Source organism: Microbacterium sp. MYb54 (assembly GCF_002979515.1).
Taxonomy (GTDB): Bacteria; Actinomycetota; Actinomycetes; order Actinomycetales; family Microbacteriaceae; genus Microbacterium.
This window is the reverse complement of record NZ_PCPA01000021.1, coordinates 27,649-43,539: the sequence shown is the minus strand read 5'-3', so window position 1 is coordinate 43,539 and position 15,891 is coordinate 27,649. Positions and strand designations below refer to the sequence as shown.

Below are 15,891 nucleotides of genomic sequence, written 5' to 3'. Positions count from 1 at the left end.
ATTCCGCGGCGGAAGAGGAGAGCAATGTCCTGGATCGTCACCGGTGGCGCCGGCTACATCGGAGCCCATGTCGTGCGCGCCCTCGCAGACGCCGGGCTGACCCCCGTCGTGCTCGACGACCTGTCCAGCGGAGTCGCATCGTTCGTGCCAGAGGGTGTGGCATTCGTGCAGGGCAGCATCCTCGACCGCGAGCTCGTCGAGAAGACGCTGCGCGACCACGAGGCCGAAGGCGTGATCCACGTCGCAGGCTTCAAATACGCGGGCGTCTCGGTGCAGCGCCCCCTGCACAACTATGCGCAGAACGTCGAAGGCACCAGGGTCGTCCTCGAAGCGATGGAGGCCGCCGGGGTCTCGAACATCGTGTTCTCGTCGTCGGCCGCGGTGTTCGGCACCCCCGACGTCGCACTCGTCGTCGAAGACACCGCCAAGAAGCCCGCCAGCCCCTACGGGGAGTCGAAGCTCATCGGCGAGTGGCTGCTTCGCGACCAGGCCATCGCGACGGCAGACTCCGAGCGCCCGTTGCGTCACACCTCGCTGCGGTACTTCAACGTGGTCGGCTCGGCCGATCCGACGGTCTACGACGTCAGCCCGCACAACCTGTTCCCGATCGTGTTCGAATCGCTGCTCGCGGGGAAGACCCCCCGCATCAACGGCGACGACTACGACACCGAAGACGGCACGAACGTGCGCGACTACGTGCACGTGGGCGACATCGCCGCGGCCCACGTCGCGGCGGCTCAGCGCCTCGCCGACGGCCGCCCGATCGAGGCCGCCTACAACCTCGGTTCCGGCGACGGGCTCAGCGTGAAGCAGATCATGGATGCCATGGTCCGCGTCACGGGCATCGACTTCACACCCGAGATCGGCCCGAGGCGTGCCGGCGACCCCGACCGCATCGTGGCGACCGGCGAGCTCGCAGCGCGTGACCTCGACTGGAGCATGCGGTACTCGGTGGACGAGATGGTGCGCACCGGGTGGGAGGCGCGGCAGGCTGCTGCTTCCTAGGCGTCAGAGGTCGCGGGTGCGGATGGGATAGAGCCAGAAGCAGAGCCAGGCGAGGGCGGTGAAACCGAGCGGGACGACGGCCAGCATCAGGCGGATGCCGCCGTCCACCGTCTCGGGCTGCGCGTCGCCGAGCGTGGCATCGAAACCGGAGGCTGTCAGCACGACCGCTGCGACGATCGCCTGCAGCACCACCGAGCCGCGCACCACGAATCCGTTCACCCCGAAGTAGGCGCCTTCACGACGGTGGCCGGTGCGCACGGCATCCTCATCGATGATCTGCGCGAGCATGACCTCGAGCAGTTGCAGCAGTCCGCCGACACCCACGCCGACCGCCACACCGACCAGGGCCGCCCCGAGCACGTTCGACGGGGCGAGGTAGCCGAGCACGGCCACACCGAACACCGCGACGCTCCACAACACCGCGGTGCGAGGCGAGGTGCGACGCACGACCGCGCTCCACAGCACGATCGAGGGGATCGCGGTGACGAAGATGGTGCCGAGCAGCAGGCTGCCCTCCCCCTCAGGTGCGTGCAGGGAGTAGCGCACGTAGAAGGGGATCGCGGCGAGGATCACGGCGATCGAGGTCTGCACGAACAGCGATCCGAGCACGTACGGGACGAAGGCCCGATTGCGGAACGTGTACTTCAGCTGGTCGCTCCAGCGCATGGCCGCGGATGCCGCCTCTGGAACCCGACGCTCGATCATCCCGCCGAAGAACGACCAGACCAGCAGGACCAGACAGACCGCGGCGAGCACGATGGCCATGCCCGGCCAGCCGATCGCGCTGTAGAGAGCGGGGGCACCGGCCGTGCCGAGCACCATGCCCAGGATCGCGAAGATCTGCCGCGGCACATTGCCGCGGGAGCGCTCCTCGGTGGTGCGGAAGATCTCGGGGAACAGTGCCGAGATGTTCAGCACCACCACCACGAACGCGACGTCGTACACCGCGACGACGACGAGGAACCAGACGATGAGGCCCGCGACGGGAAGCTCCGGCGGCATCCAGACCAGCGCGAATGCCACCACGAGCGGCACGATTCCGAGGCCGATCCAGGGGATGCGACGCCCCCACGGGGTGCGCAGCCGATCCGAGAGAGCGCCGACGACGGGGTTCAGCACGGCGTTCAGGATGCCGTGGACGATCATCGCCACCGCCACCCACCCCGCCGGCACCGCGAGGTGGGAGACGTAGAAGTAGACGACGAAGGCCGAGAACGTCTGCGCCATGAGCTGCGTCGGGAACCCCGATGCTCCGAAGGCGATCGTCTGCCCTCTGGTGGGCGCCGCATCGAGGCGCCGGTCGCGCAGACGCTCGCGAAGCGACGTCACCGCGAGCCCGCCCGCTGCAGGTCGCGCAGGTCGCGCCACCCGACGCGCACGAGCGCCTCATCCTCGATCGCCTGCAGCACTGCCGGGTCGCTCAGTAGACGCAGCTCGTAGCCGCGCTTCGCGGCACTGAAGTCGACGGCCGCACGAAGCTCGTCGTCATCGACCATCGGATGCAGGTAGATCTCGGTGACCCCGGCCGGCACGGCTCGCAGCAGAGCGATGAAGCCGTCGCGCATCTGCTCGTACGTCTCCTCGTCTGGTGTGCCTTCGGCGCGGAGTTCGAAGGGATGCGACCACAGCCGATCGATGATCTCGACACCGATTCCGTCCGCGGCCGCCGCTGCGCCATCGAGCTGGGTCTGCAACGCGGAACCCTCGCCCACACCGTCCATGCTGCGGGGCAGCCGGAACGGGAGGCCGTGCCGTGCGGCGAGCTCGAAAACCGGACGGAGGAAGTCACGGCCGGTCACGAGTCCGTAGACCGAGCCCATGTGATTGTCGAGGTGCGTGACGTCGACACCGGCATCGAGCGCCTTCTGCAGTTGGGCGGAGAGCTCGGCAGCGACATCGTCGTCGGAGGCGTTCTGCTCGACCGAGAGGACATCGGTCGGGAAGAATCCCGCGGCGTCGACGAGGCTCGTAGCGGTGCCGGTGAGCGGACGCCACCGGTAGCGAGCCCACTCGCTGGTGAGGACGAGGTGCACTCCGATGTCGAGGTCGGTGCGAGATGCAGCGAAGGCGAGGGCTTCCGGGGACCACGAGCACGGGACCATCAGTGTCGTCGAGTCGATCCGGCCGGCAGTCAGCAGGTCGACGATGGCGGTGTTCGCCGCATGGCACATGCCGAAGTCATCCGCGTTGATGATGATCGCCCTGGCGCCGGGGGCGAGCCCGAGGCGGTCGGCGAGGTCGGAGGGTGCGGTCATCGGGGGTCCTGTCGGGTATGGGCAGCGGGGGCGTTCGGGCGGGTGGTGCTCGAGCGGGTGGTGCTCAGCGGGTGGTGCTCAGCGGGTCGTGTTCAGCGGGTCGGTGCTCAGCGGGTGCCCTTGGGAGCGGGGGTGAGGATGCGGGTGAAGAGTTCGCCTCGGAGCGCAGCGGCCGCTTCGTCGACAGCACCGACGAGCGGAGCCTCCGGACCGAAAGACGAGACGAGGATCCGGAGAGGGAGCTGCGCCTCGTACTCGTCGGCGATGCGCTTGATCGCGGTGACGAGTGCCGGGTGAGCTGCCTTGCCGCTGAGGATGAAGGCCTCCGGGTCGAGCACCAGCCCCACGCTGCCGGCCACGAGAACGATCCGGCGGGCGATTTCGGAGACGATCTGGATCGCCGCGTCGTCTCCCAGGACGGCCGCCTCCAGATGATCGGCCAGAGTCGCCTCGGCATCGCGGCCGACGCCGAGGGCGAGGTCACCGACCACCGCGTCTCCCACGAGGGGTGCGCCGATCGGGATGGGTGTCTGCGGCAGGTACATGACTTCGCCGGCGACGCCGGAGAATCCGCGGTGCAGGGCGCCGTCGATCACGATGCCGGCTCCGAGGCCGTCGTCGAGCAGCAGCAGCGCGAAGCTGGCGAGGTCACCGCCGACACCGGCTGTGAGCTCGGCGAGGGCGGCGAGGTTGACGTCGTTCTCGACGCGGACCGAGCAGTCGAGTGCCGCGGCCAGGGCGGAGCGGAATGCGCCCCCGTCGGGACCAAGGTCGTCGCGGATGCCTCCATCTGCAGTGACGATGCCGGGCACCCCGACGACGGCGAGGTGCACGGCTCCCTTGGCCGCCTTGACCGAAAGACGACACCGGTCGACGAGCGCCACGATGTGCGCGACGCGATCGTCGGTTCCGGGGAAGGCGGCGTGCTCCTCGGCACGCACGGTCCCGGTGGCATCGACCAGCACGACGTGGGCGGCATGGTGATCGACGTGCACAGCGGCGGCGAACCCGAGGCGCGGGTGCAATTCGACGCGTCCGGCCGCAGGCCCACGCGTCTCGCGGTCGAGTCCCGCGGCGGCGACGGCTCCCGCGCTCTCGAGCATCCGCAGCACTTGGGTGACGGCGGTGCGCGACAGGCCGGTGGCGGACATCAGCTCGGCACGAGTCTGCGGACCACTGCGCGCGAGAGTCTCGAGAATTGCGCGGCCGTTGAGCGTGCGTAGCAGGCCCTGCGGCCCCGCAAGTGGTCTGGACATAGGTGTTCCGGAGTCGCCTCTCGTCGTCGCGTCCCGCGCCGAGTTTCTGTGCCGGGCGCAGTGCCCGCAAGCATGCCACATCGTGTCGCACAGGTCGATACTTCGCACCGAGTCTGGTCGAGACGGTGCAGCGGTCACCGCGCCGGGGTGGTCACTGCCGGTGGGGTCGCCGTCGGGTGGGGTCCCACCAGGCGGGTCCGCGGATGTGTGGGGTGCTTGTGCGCGCAGGCGGCACCTCGTGGCAGAAGGTAACATTTCAGATTGCTGAAACCTAAAATGGTAAGCCTGACGGTCGCTGCCGTAGCGGTCGTCACAGAAAGTATGAGGAGAGCACTCTTGCAGAGTCTGACGGAGCTTGAGCAACTAGCGATCGACGCGGCCTTCAACCTCACAGATGGGCATCCGCGGCAAACGCTCACGACCTCGCAGGCGACGATCGTGCAGCGCCTTCCCGTCCTTTTTGCGGAGGCGGCCGTGCGGCCGCTCGCCGACCTTGAGTATGAATGCAAAGAGTCGTTCTTCTCGCTGCTCGGACAGCACTCCGCGCCGATAGCAGATGGACGGGTCTTCAGCGTCTATTCTTCCTCGGTGGCGACGATGGCAGTCGCGGCAGCTTTCGCGGAATCGGGCTCAAGGGTTGGCCTCCTGCATCCAACCTTTGACAACCTCCACGACCTGATGAACCGTGTGCTTCCGGTCGTCCCGATCGAAGAGGGGCTGAGGCCGACCGAGCGCGTACGCGCGGCAGTGGAGGGTGGAGCCTCGGTACTGTTTCTCACCACGCCGAACAACCCGACAGGGCAGGTCGTCAACGAACACGAACTCCGCGAGTATGTGACGTTGTGCCTTGAGTACGATCTGACGCTATGTCTGGACACATCCTTCCGCGGGTTTGACCCTCGAGCCCAGTTCGACCACTACTCGCTCTTGGAGTCAAGTGGCGTCCGGTACATCATTGTCGAAGACTCGGGGAAACTCTGGCCGGTGCTCGAAATGAAGCTCGGTTTTGTCGCAGTGAGCCGACACTGGCGGAAGCAAGTTGAACACGCGCTAAGCGATATCTTGCTTAGCGTTTCACCGCTGGTGCTCGCGCTAGTGAGGGAGCTGTCCCGAGACTCTATGGCTGGCGGGATGCAGAAGATGCAGCAACTGATCTCCCGCAACAGGCGTATCGTCTCCGATGCCGTTCGTTCCCTGAGCGACGTCAGAGTGTTGGACGAAGAGGCTCGAGTGAGCGTGCTTCGACTTGAGTTCGAGTCCTCGGACCTTGCCACAGAAGTGCGCGAAGAACTACACCTCACCGGTATGCACGTTCTACCCTGCGACCAGTTCCATTGGAGTGACCCTTCGCAAGGACGCCGCACGCTCAGAATCGCGTTGTCACGAGATGAAAGTGTGATCCAACGTCTCGTCACAACTCTCATCGATGTCATGTCCAGCCGGAAGCTGGAGTCAGTCGCGTGACCGGCCTCATCCCCTCCGCCTATCTCCTCACCGCCAAAGACCTTGCTGAGATCGATGCGCTCCTGGGCCAGATACTCAGCGGAGGGCTACACACCGTTGAAGACTCTGGCTTCCATGAGGACGCTCCCGTCCTTGCGCACGGATTGCCGCTTGCCCTACGTCGGCATCTGTATGAGTTTCGCCTCAAGGAGCCTTCTGCTGCTTGCCTGGTGCGGGGTTTCGTCCTCGACGATGATGCGCTCGGCCCGACTCCTGCAACGTGGCGCGAGGCTGGTTCGTCGGGCCCCACACTCACGGCTGAAGTCTTCTTCTATCTGTGCGCAACGATCCTAGGCGAGTCGGCGGCATGGTCGACGAAGCAGGATGCTCGGTTGATGCACGACATCGTCCCTGTGGAGGGCGACGAGGACAAGCAGCTCGGCTCTGGGAGCAACACCGTCCTTACGTGGCACACCGAAGACGGCTTCTCGGATCTGCGCGCGGACTACCTCGGTCTGATGTGTCTCCGAAATCATTCTGCGACCGGCACGACTGTCGCCAGCGTGGACACCATGTCCTTCGACGCCCGTACAGCCGCCGTTCTCCGTGAACCGCGTTTCGAGATCGTCCCCGACGGTTCCCATTTTCAGCCAATCAGTGCGACCGTTCGCGCCAGCCTCGGGGCTGAGTTGCTTGCACGGGGGCTTACGCGCTTGGAACACATGCGGGACTCTCCTGCACCGGTGTCGCTGCTGTTTGGCGCGCGTGAACGCCCCTACCTTCGGGCCGATCAGTATTTCGCACGCGCTATCGATGGAGACGACCTAGCAGCGGAGGCCTATGCATCGCTCGCTGAAGAGGTCGCGTCACGCCTAGAACCAGTGATCCTAGAGCCCGGTGATGTCCTCTTTCTCGACAACTATCGCGCGGTGCACGGACGGGACTCCTTCCAAGCGAAGTTCGACGGCACTGATCGTTGGCTGAAACGCCTCAACCTCGTCAGGAACCTTCGAGACTCCATGGAATACAGGAGCTCCCCATCCACCCGCGTAATGGTCTAGGTGTAACAATGACGAATACAGAACTGAGGGGCTACACCCTCCCCCTATCTCCCTCCGGAACAACGGCCCTGGTCGCCCCGCCACCCTGGCACTTTGCTGGCGACGTGCTCATGGTCGAGTTCCTAATGGAACCCGCTGTCCTGCAGGGCTTGCTCCCAAAGGGCCTAACTCCGGATGAGGACGATCCAAGAGGCGCAGTTATCGTTGGGGACTGGCAGTCTCTGTCACAGGATCAACATGAGGTGGCGGAGCCTCTTCTCGGACAGTATCGCGAGTTTTATATCGCGCTGAAGGCAAAGTTCAACGGTGAAGCCGTCGTGCGCAGTCCCTTTTGCTGGGTAGACAAAGACTTCTCGCTCCTGCGAGGTCACATCCAGGGCTATCCCAAGAAGCTCGGGGAGATCGGCATGACGCGGTCATTTCCCGTCGGTCAAGCCTCGCCGAGAATCGACGCCGGTGGCATGTTCCGCGGCACCCTTTCATCGGCGGGGTACCGGCTCGCGAGCATAGGAGTAACCCTGGAACGAGTCGTCGCCGAGCCGCCCGAGCTAATGACAGCTCCTCTCGCTCACAGCAGAATCTTCCCGCAGTGGGCTCCCGGCGGGGCGGGTGTGTGCGAACTGGTCACCGGTGGAAGCACCGATCAGCAAGTCTCCGAGGTATGGGCAGGCCAGGCTGACCTCAGCTTCTTTGACTCTCCGCACGATGAGCTCTCTAGGTTGAGGCCGGTTGAAGTGCTTGACGGATATAGGTTTTCCTTCTCGGAGACGTTGACCGGGGGGAAGTTGCTTAGTGATGACGGGCGCTGACCTGAGGGCAGGAATCCGGGCGTCCGGGTGGCATTCTTTCCGGACAGCGTCAGCGAACCCTGCGCCTGAAATGTCGCTGAGCGGCGCACTTGAGACCGACCTCGCATGCCTCGAGGGACTCACTGCTGGAGCCCCGCCGGAGAGTGAGCGGATTCTGCAGGGTAGGCCGATCTCCGCAGGCCTGCGATGCGGTCCACTGATGAGCGAGCAGGAGTTCCTGGACGGTACCAAGACGAAGGACGCGGTGGTTCTATCCGCCTTCCTTGACGAAGACCTCCTCATCCACCGATCGCGCCTTGCCGCCGTCCTTGTCGAGTCGGTGGACCCGTCTTCCCACGCCGTGATTATGGCGCGAAGTTCGGGACTACCGGTTGTTGCGATCTCCCCAGGAGAGCGAGGCATGCTATCCAGCGCCCATCAGGGGAAGTCTGTCTCAGTTGACGGTACGACCGGTAGCGTCTACCGTGGCGCACTCGACAACTTGACGGAGCAGTGGCCGGCCTCTGTTCACAACTGCCTTTCTGCCTGCGAACGGGCATCACGCATTAAGGTCTACGCGAATGCAGACCTGCCGGGGGACGTTCAGAGGAGCCGAGAGCGGCATGCCGCTGGCTTCGAGCCTCGCCTCGAACACCTTCTTCTTTCTGGACGAAACCTTACGACCCTTCAATGCGTGCTCTTCGGCAGGGACGCGGAGATCCCGCTCGCTGAATTCGTCGACTGCCTCGCTTCGGAGGTCGCTGACCTCTATCGCGCGGCCGGGGGTCTGCCCCTATATCTCAGGCTCCTGGATCCGCCGAGTCATGAGTTCGAACCCCGAGGAGCTCAGCTTTCACTGGTCGCCGAACGCCTAGGTATTTCTGTAGAGGCCGTCTCCAAGCGCGCAGAAGAACTACGCGAGATCAACCCGATGGTCGGATTCAGGGGTGCCCGGCTCCTCCTCGCGCGGCCCGACCTGCTCCGCGCTCAGGTCATCGCGATGGTCCGAGGGTTCACTGCGGCGAAGAATGATGGCGTCGAAGGCGACGAGATCCTTGTACTTATTCCCATGGTGATGGATGCGGAGGAGGCGAAGCGCATCCGTCAGGAGATCATCGAGACAGCTAAGGCGGAGCTGCAGCTCACCAGAGTCCACGTCCGGATCGGAGCCATGGTGGAAACGCCGCGAGCCGCTATGACCGCTGGCAAGATCGCGGAACATGTCGATTTCATAGCATTCGGCACGAACGACCTCACGGCACAAGTCTTCGGCATCTCCCGTGGCGACGCCTACAAGAAGTACCTCGACCACTACCTGTCTAACGAGATCCTCGAAAGCGATCCATTCGAAGTTCTCGATGATACGGTCGCGGAGCTGATCCGCGCCTGTGTTGCGGACATGAGGAAGGTCAACAGGGCCATCACATTCACTATCTGCGGCGAGCAGGCGGGCCATCAAAAGACCATCGCTTTTGCTCTGCAGGAAGGCATTGATGCCGTTTCTGTCGCCATCGAACTCATCCCCAAAACAATTATCCGTTCCGCGCCGAGACTGAGCCAGGAGCCCCGTGCTTAATATCCTCTTCCAATCTGAAGGTCGTTTAAAGGTTGACTGGACGCAGCTGCACCTGGTCGAAGGGTCCGTGGTCCTGGTTTGCTCTGCGTCGGCAGCATCTAAGCACCGGGACGTTGATCGAGCCGGCCATGAAGTGGTCATAGTGGATGAATTGACCCCGGAGTCTGTACGCTCCTTCGTTGCGTCCGCACTCCAGGCCATGCACCCGAAGGATATGCGACTAGCGACACTCGACGAGCACCTGATCCCGACACTTGGATCGATACGCGACCAGTTCGGAATCCCTGGAGTGTCACAGGAACAATCTCTGCGCTTCAGCGACAAGAAGCTCATGAAAGAGGCTCTGGCTAACAGCGGCGTTCGGACACCGCAGTTTGTCGTTGTGTCGGCCGACTCCGAACCGCCGACATATGATTTGCTCGTCGCCAGACTGGGGAGCCCGCTGTTCGTCAAGCCCACCTGCGGTGCAGGAAGCCACGGCACGCGACTTATCGAAACAGAAGCAGAATGGAGGGCGTGGCTCACGGTGCGCCCCGAAGACGTCGAGTTCGAGGTCGATGCCTTTCTGCAAGGCACTCTTTACCACGTCGACTTTGTCGTTGGAATTGACTCCAGTGACTGGTGCTCCGTCGGCGAATACACCCACCCCAACGCCGAGTTCCTCCAAGGAGGAACCCTCGGCAGCCGCGCGTTATCTCCCGACGATTGGGCAACACCGATCGTTCGCCACGCTGCGGTCCAAGCCCTGAACGCGCTGGGTGCTGGCACGGGGGTCTATCACGTCGAACTATTCTTGTCCAGCGCCGGAACGGTGACATTCCTCGAGGCCGCAATGCGCCCCCCCGGGGCCATGGTGCCAGATCTCTATTCGCACATCTATGGCAAGAACATCCAGTCGTTGGGTGTCATGGCGCAATGGAGGTCAGATGGAGCGACCGCAATTATCAAGTCGATTGCTTCCCCGAAACGAACTGGGTTTGGAATCTGGGCATGGATACCGCCTGCTCCAGGGGTCGTCGTAGCACTACAGGCACCAGAGCTGCCGCCAGGCTCGGAGCTGTCGATCACGTGGAGATGCTCAGTCGGAGACGCCCTTATTAGCCCGGAGGTCATCGTCGAGCGGGCAGGGATGTTGTTCGCCTCCCTGGCGAACTACGACGAAGAGCGTGTCGTCCTAAACGGGCTGAGACATGACTATCGACCAATCATCACGGAGGGACTGGCATGATCCATTTCGTTGTCCTGCAGAAGACGAGCAGATTCAAATTCAACGTCGCCGACATTGCAGATCAGCAGCGGAGGCGTATCCACATTGTCACGCGGGCAGTCAATGGGCTGACGCTTTCGACAGAACAGCGAGGGATGTTCGAGAGCATCGTTCATGTGAATGAATGGTCACTCGCAGACCTGCGCGCCGCAGTCTCCACATTGCTCGCGGAGCATGGAGCTGACAACCTGCGTCTCGTGACTCAGGACGAGTATTCCATGATGTTTGCCGCGATTATTAGAGAGGCATTCGACCTTCCCGGAGCGCGACCTGACCAGATTCGTAGATTCACCGACAAGCCGACGATGAAGGCGTTTGTTGGGAATTCGGGGATCGCCATTCCCAAGTTCGCCCAAGTTCAAACTACAGAGCGAACGTCGCATGCGGAAGCCTCGAGACTTCTGGCTGAGGTGGGTCTGCCGGCCTTCGTGAAGCAAGTTGATGGCACGTGCGCGGAGCATTCGCTCCGTGTAGACACCCGCACAGAACTTGAGACTTGGATTGACGCCACGCCTAATGCTTCACGTTTCGAAGTAGACACCTTCCTAACGGGCACGCTCGTGCACGTCGATTCGATCATCCAGAACGGTCGAGTTGTTCACACCCAGCTGACACGGGATACTTTCCCCAGTGCTGAGGCGACCGGCGACAAGCCGATTGGGGCGATAACCCTGCCGCATGTCGGCAAGTTTGCCGAACGGATGAAGGCATTCAATCTTCAGTGTCTGGAGGCGCTCAAGCCGCTCGTCGATGGCACCACGCATCTCGAGTTCTTCTGGACGCCCAACGATGAGTTCATCTTTCTCGAAATCGCCGCGCGGAGCCCCGGGGCAGATTGCCCTGCGCAGTATGAATTGAATTCCGGGATCAATTTCCAGTCGATTTACTTCCAGATTCACTTCGACCTTGATCCCGTCGTCTTAGCACAACCGGGCCCCTACGTTGCATGGCTTTGGTACGCGCCCCTTGACGGGCGGGCTGGAGCGTTCGAAGAACCTCGGCTCGAATCCGAGTATCGCCTCACACGGAGCATCGAACTTGGCGAACTGAGCTCTTCCACCGATGACACAAGGGTTCGCGCCGCCCGCATCATGCTGTGGAACCACGATTTTGATGCCCTGGAACGGGATTTCAACTTACTGCGACTCGATTATCAACCGGTCACCTATGTCCTCTAGCGTCCAGGCGAACCGATTAGGTAGGGACCGGTCCGGTCGCGGCCAACACTCCGGCGACCCCGACCGTCCCGGCCAGCAGTGCCGCCCGCAGTTCGGGCCACCGCGCCGGCAACCAAGCCCCCGACGACAAGTTCACCTCACGTCGCACGGCCTTGGCCGCCTTCACCACCCGCCCCGCACCCGCGGCGTCCGTGCGCAGCACCCGCTGCAGCAACTCACCCACCGTGCGGCACCCGAACTTTCCGCAGAACCCGACCTCTCCCGACCCGGCCGGACGCGCATCGACCGACGCGACCGTCTCCACGACCACTGCCTCCACCCGCCGCTGCACCTCGCCCGCCACCCACAGAAGCTCCATCTTCTCCACATCATTCAGCCCCGCCAGCACGTCAGAACGCAGCACCACATCCAGGTCGGCGACGACCTGACCAAGCAGTTCCACGGGGCTGTTCATACCCGCAAGTCAACACGGAACCACCGACATTCAAACCCTCAAGAACCCCAGATCAGAGCAATATTCCAGAACACTCTCGAAACTCACCAATCCTCCACAACAAGACTCAGAGCGCCGCTCTCCACACCTCCAGCCCCCGCCCAGGAAACCACCCCTCACCCCTCCATATGGTTGACGAATGAGCCCAGTGATGATCCGCAAAGCCCGCACCGATGACACCGAAGACTCCGAAGACATCACGGGCGCGCGCGTCCACAGGCGAGGTCTCACCTAGCCCAGACTTATCGAGCACCCCGTTCGCGCTAATACTCCAGCTCGACCCCCACGACACGTCCCCAACTCCGACCCTCGACCCCGCAAGAGACCCACCGTCATCCGCTCTCGATTTGACGCTCGCGATTTCGCGGATTAAATTACAGATCGGTAACGGTGGCATCCGGGGGGATCGACCGCCGCGAATACCTGCCCTCCCGGAAGGATCCCGTCACGAATTCCCTGCCACCCGAGCGCGCTCATGATGCCTCGGAAGTCCCGACAGAAGTCCCCGACTCGACCCGACCGCTTTTGAGGCGTGACCGGCGGCGCTCCGCCATCGCAGATTCGCAGAGTCCCCTCCCGGTGAATGCAGCTCCCGCACCGGACGCGACCCCCGCACCCGACGCAGCCCCCGCACGCAACGCCGCGCCCGAGGCAGCCCCCGCACGCAACGCGGCCGCTGCACCGGACGCAGCCTCCGCGCCCGAAGCCGCCCCCGCGCCCGAGGCAGCGGCACCGCAACCGCAGACAGCCAACAAGCCCCGGTCCTGGGACCCTCGCCTGCGCCCCCGGCACATGGCTCCGCAGACCGCACCGCGGGCTGCATCACCCTCGCGGGTTCCTGCCGGCCGAGCGAAGCGTCCGTGGGCGAAGGCCAAGGCGCTCGGCGCCACCTTCGCCATCGGTGTGATGATCACCGGTGCCGCACTGCCCGCGCTCAGCACCACGAGCGATCAGGCCGCCGCGACCACTGCCCGGGTCTCCACCGTGGCAGACGGTACCGCACAGTCCTACACGGCGAAGGACGAGATCCGCGCCGAGATCGCTCCGCGTGGGAGCTTCTCCGCGACGACGCCAGAGGAGATCAAGGAAACCCACTCGCGCGCCGTCGCCGCCGCAATCGCTGCCGGCATGCCGCTCGGGAGCGCGCTGGAGATCCCTCTGGCCGGACGCATCGTCATGCCGATGGCCGATGGGACCTACTCGTTCACGGATGGGTTCGGCGCCTCGCGTCCAGGCAGATCGCATCTCGGGCAAGACTTCGCAGCCCCCGTCGGCACGCCGATCAACGCCGCGATGAAGGGCTGCGTCTCCCGCTCCACCGAGAGCTACCAGGGCTACGGCGTGACGATCCAGATCGAGAGCATCGTCGACGGGCAGGCCGTGAGCACGGTGTACTCGCACATGACGTACGGAAGCCGCGCGGTCGAGGTCGGCGACTGTGTCGAAGAGGGCCAGTACATCGGCGACGTCGGATCGACCGGCTATGTGTTCGGCTCCTGCCTGCACTTCGAGGTGCACATCAACACCGTCGCCGTCGATCCCATGCCGTGGCTCAAGAAGAACGTGAGCTGACCCCGACCGTCCACCTGCACGGCCGCCGCTCGACTCCGGGATCCCCCTAGGGTGGGTGGATGAGCCCGCTGGTGATCCGCGCCGCCCGCACCGAAGACGCCGAAGACATCGCCGGCGTGCACGTCCGCTCGTGGCAGGTCGCCTACCGCGGGCTCATCGACCAGTCCGTGCTCGACGGTCTCTCCATCGACGAGCGCGCTGCAGGTTGGCGTCGCATCGTCGCCGAACCGCTGCCGACGGGCCTCGGAACCCTTGTCGCCGTGCGCGACGACCGCGTCGTGGGCTGGGCGTCGCTAGGCTCGGGCCGAGACCCCGATGGACTCACCGACGGCGAGGTCTACGGCATCTACGCCGACCCCTCAGCCTGGTCGACGGGCGCAGGCCACGCGCTGCTCGAGGCGGCCGAACAACGCATCATCGAGGCCGGCCATGACCGCGCCTACCTCTGGGTGCTCGATGGGAACGAACGTGCCGACTCCTTCTACGCCCGTCACGGTTGGGTCGAGGACGGCGCGATCAAGATCGAGGAGCGCCCGCAGCTCATCCTGCGCGAACATCGCCGAGTGAAGCTGCTGCCGGCCTGACTGCTCGGTTTCCCCGCTCGGTTCCCTGCGGTTTCCCCGCTCGGTTTCCCGCACGGCTTCCCCGCACGATCCCGCGCACGATCCCCGTCAACCGGCCATCGCGCGACCGGCACTCACCGCCCGGTCGAGCTGGGCATCGAGTGCGCGCCAGGCGCCGAGCTCGAACGACAACACGATCGCGATCGGCGAGATCACGATGACGAGCAGGCACAGCCACAGCGGTAGCCCCACCGCCGCCAGCACGATCGCGAGCACCGGCAACGCGAGAACGGTGATCTGCAGCGGCGAGTTCTTGGGGAACTCGGACACCAGCCAGGCATGCAGCAGGTACAGCGTGACCATGAAGACCAGCACCGGGACCGCGATCGACGAGATCGCCGTGAGAGTGCTCACGTGATAATGCTCGTCGTACACGTACCCGATGACGTGCAGGCCCGCACCGACCGCGGCGATCGCGGCGAAGAGCAGGATGTGGCCGTACCCCCACACCAGCGCCTTGGAGCGACGCACCGCGAGGATCGGCGCGCTCGGAACCATGAAGTAGACCCACCACAGCGCGAAAGCCATGACGATCCCGAGCCCGATCACCATGATCGACGAGAACGACCAGCCCTCCGCGTCGGTCACCGCCTGCGCCGCAGCCAGCGTGCCGAACACGGTCTCTCCGAGCGCGATGATCGCGAGCAGCGAGTAGCGCTCGGCGATGTGGTGCGGATGCCACGGGGTGGCCCCGCCGTGGCGAAGCCCCTTCGTCTCGGCGACGATCGGACTCGACCAGTCGATCACCGAGACGATCAGCGCTCCGATCAGGAACCCCATCGGATCGAGCGGGAGGAAGAGCAGGATCACCCATCCCACCTGCGCGATCCCGATGATCAGGGCGTAGGTCTTGGCGACGGCGAGATACTGCGGACTCCCGTGCGCGGCACGCAACCACTGCGCGATGACGGCCACCCGCATCACCACGTACCCGGCGACCATGATCTCGTTCTCGACCGGCTGTCCCCGCTCGAGCGACGCGAACATCGGCGGAAGGCCGATCGCCAGCACGACCACGCCCGCCATCTGCACCATGGTGAGCACCCGGAACAACCAGTCATCCGTGTCGAACGCCGACGCGAACCATGAGTAGTTGATCCATGCCCACACGATCGCGACCATGGCGAAGCAGAACCCGCCGATACCTGCGGCGAAGTCGCCGTGGGCGATCGCCGAGGCGAGCTGGTTGCCGGCGACCCCGAAGGCGGCGACGAATGTCAGATCGAACAGCAGCTCGAGTGGAGTCGCGGCGCGATGCGACTCGGTCGCATCGCGCCCCGACATCCGTCGCAGTCCATGGCGGAAGTAAGTAGGCGTCGACATGTGAACCCCCCAGAGTTTGTCGGTTCACGATAGTAGCCCGCTTCGACCCGG

Annotated in this window: 14 protein-coding genes; 9 read left to right on the top strand and 5 right to left on the bottom strand. The window is 64.3% G+C overall.

The features are described 5' to 3' along the window. The first annotated feature begins 24 nt into the window (after nucleotides 1-24). A complete protein-coding gene (gene galE, locus CQ040_RS17210; RefSeq protein ID WP_105528615.1) occupies nucleotides 25-1,005 on the top strand; it encodes a UDP-glucose 4-epimerase GalE in 981 nt (326 codons plus the stop codon). Between the two features lie 3 nt (nucleotides 1,006-1,008). On the opposite strand, the gene CQ040_RS17205 is transcribed toward galE, so the two are convergent. From CQ040_RS17205 to CQ040_RS17195, 3 genes are all read right to left on the bottom strand, one after another. Then, nucleotides 1,009-2,373, bottom strand: a complete 1,365-nt coding sequence (locus tag CQ040_RS17205; RefSeq protein WP_258133047.1) for an MFS transporter — start codon at nucleotides 2,371-2,373, stop codon at nucleotides 1,009-1,011. Further along, on the bottom strand, nucleotides 2,331-3,260 hold the full coding sequence (locus CQ040_RS17200) for a polysaccharide deacetylase family protein (RefSeq protein ID WP_105528614.1): 930 nt from the start codon (nucleotides 3,258-3,260) through the stop codon (nucleotides 2,331-2,333). Before CQ040_RS17200 ends, CQ040_RS17205 begins: the two co-directional genes overlap by 43 nt. Nucleotides 3,261-3,367: 107 nt before the next feature. Then, nucleotides 3,368-4,516: an ROK family transcriptional regulator gene (locus CQ040_RS17195; RefSeq protein ID WP_105528613.1), complete on the bottom strand. Its 1,149-nt coding sequence runs from the start codon at nucleotides 4,514-4,516 to the stop codon at nucleotides 3,368-3,370. 336 nt (nucleotides 4,517-4,852) lie between these two features. Between CQ040_RS17195 and CQ040_RS17190 the strand changes: the two genes are divergently transcribed. From CQ040_RS17190 to CQ040_RS17165, 6 genes are all read left to right on the top strand, one after another. Continuing rightward, nucleotides 4,853-5,980, top strand: coding sequence for an aminotransferase class I/II-fold pyridoxal phosphate-dependent enzyme (locus CQ040_RS17190; RefSeq protein WP_181157040.1), 1,128 nt, complete (start codon nucleotides 4,853-4,855; stop codon nucleotides 5,978-5,980). Next, the gene (gene gntD / locus CQ040_RS17185) at nucleotides 5,977-7,020 is read left to right on the top strand and encodes a guanitoxin biosynthesis L-enduracididine beta-hydroxylase GntD (RefSeq protein WP_105528611.1); all 1,044 of its coding nucleotides are present in this window, start codon (nucleotides 5,977-5,979) and stop codon (nucleotides 7,018-7,020) included. Before CQ040_RS17190 ends, gntD begins: the two co-directional genes overlap by 4 nt. Nucleotides 7,021-7,028: 8 nt before the next feature. After that, nucleotides 7,029-7,829 carry an acetoacetate decarboxylase family protein gene (locus CQ040_RS17180; protein WP_105528610.1) on the top strand — a complete coding sequence of 267 codons (801 nt, stop codon included), beginning with the start codon at nucleotides 7,029-7,031 and terminating at the stop codon, nucleotides 7,827-7,829. 199 nt (nucleotides 7,830-8,028) lie between these two features. Then, a complete protein-coding gene (locus CQ040_RS17175) occupies nucleotides 8,029-9,384 on the top strand; it encodes an aldolase/citrate lyase family protein (RefSeq protein WP_181157041.1) in 1,356 nt (451 codons plus the stop codon). Nucleotides 9,385-9,526: 142 nt separating this feature from the next. After that, on the top strand, nucleotides 9,527-10,612 hold the full coding sequence (locus tag CQ040_RS17170) for an acetyl-CoA carboxylase biotin carboxylase subunit family protein (RefSeq protein WP_105596235.1): 1,086 nt from the start codon (nucleotides 9,527-9,529) through the stop codon (nucleotides 10,610-10,612). Beyond that, on the top strand, nucleotides 10,609-11,829 hold the full coding sequence (locus CQ040_RS17165) for an acetyl-CoA carboxylase biotin carboxylase subunit family protein (protein ID WP_105528607.1): 1,221 nt from the start codon (nucleotides 10,609-10,611) through the stop codon (nucleotides 11,827-11,829). The genes CQ040_RS17170 and CQ040_RS17165 overlap by 4 nt, the downstream gene beginning before the upstream one ends. A gap of 16 nt (nucleotides 11,830-11,845) precedes the next feature. Here CQ040_RS17165 and CQ040_RS17160 read toward each other — a convergent pair whose 3' ends face one another. Continuing rightward, on the bottom strand, nucleotides 11,846-12,283 hold the full coding sequence (locus tag CQ040_RS17160) for a hypothetical protein (protein WP_146115306.1): 438 nt from the start codon (nucleotides 12,281-12,283) through the stop codon (nucleotides 11,846-11,848). A 618-nt stretch (nucleotides 12,284-12,901) separates the two neighbouring features. On the opposite strand from CQ040_RS17160, the gene CQ040_RS17150 reads away from it, so the two are divergent. Then, a complete protein-coding gene (locus tag CQ040_RS17150; protein WP_258132761.1) occupies nucleotides 12,902-13,894 on the top strand; it encodes a M23 family metallopeptidase in 993 nt (330 codons plus the stop codon). A 59-nt stretch (nucleotides 13,895-13,953) separates the two neighbouring features. After that, entirely contained in the window at nucleotides 13,954-14,478 is a 525-nt protein-coding gene (locus tag CQ040_RS17145) for a GNAT family N-acetyltransferase (RefSeq protein ID WP_105528514.1), read from the top strand. 87 nt (nucleotides 14,479-14,565) lie between these two features. On the opposite strand, the gene CQ040_RS17140 is transcribed toward CQ040_RS17145, so the two are convergent. Next, complete coding sequence (locus CQ040_RS17140) at nucleotides 14,566-15,840, bottom strand: low temperature requirement protein A (RefSeq protein WP_105528513.1); 1,275 nt, start codon at nucleotides 15,838-15,840, stop codon at nucleotides 14,566-14,568. Nucleotides 15,841-15,891: the final 51 nt, after the last annotated feature.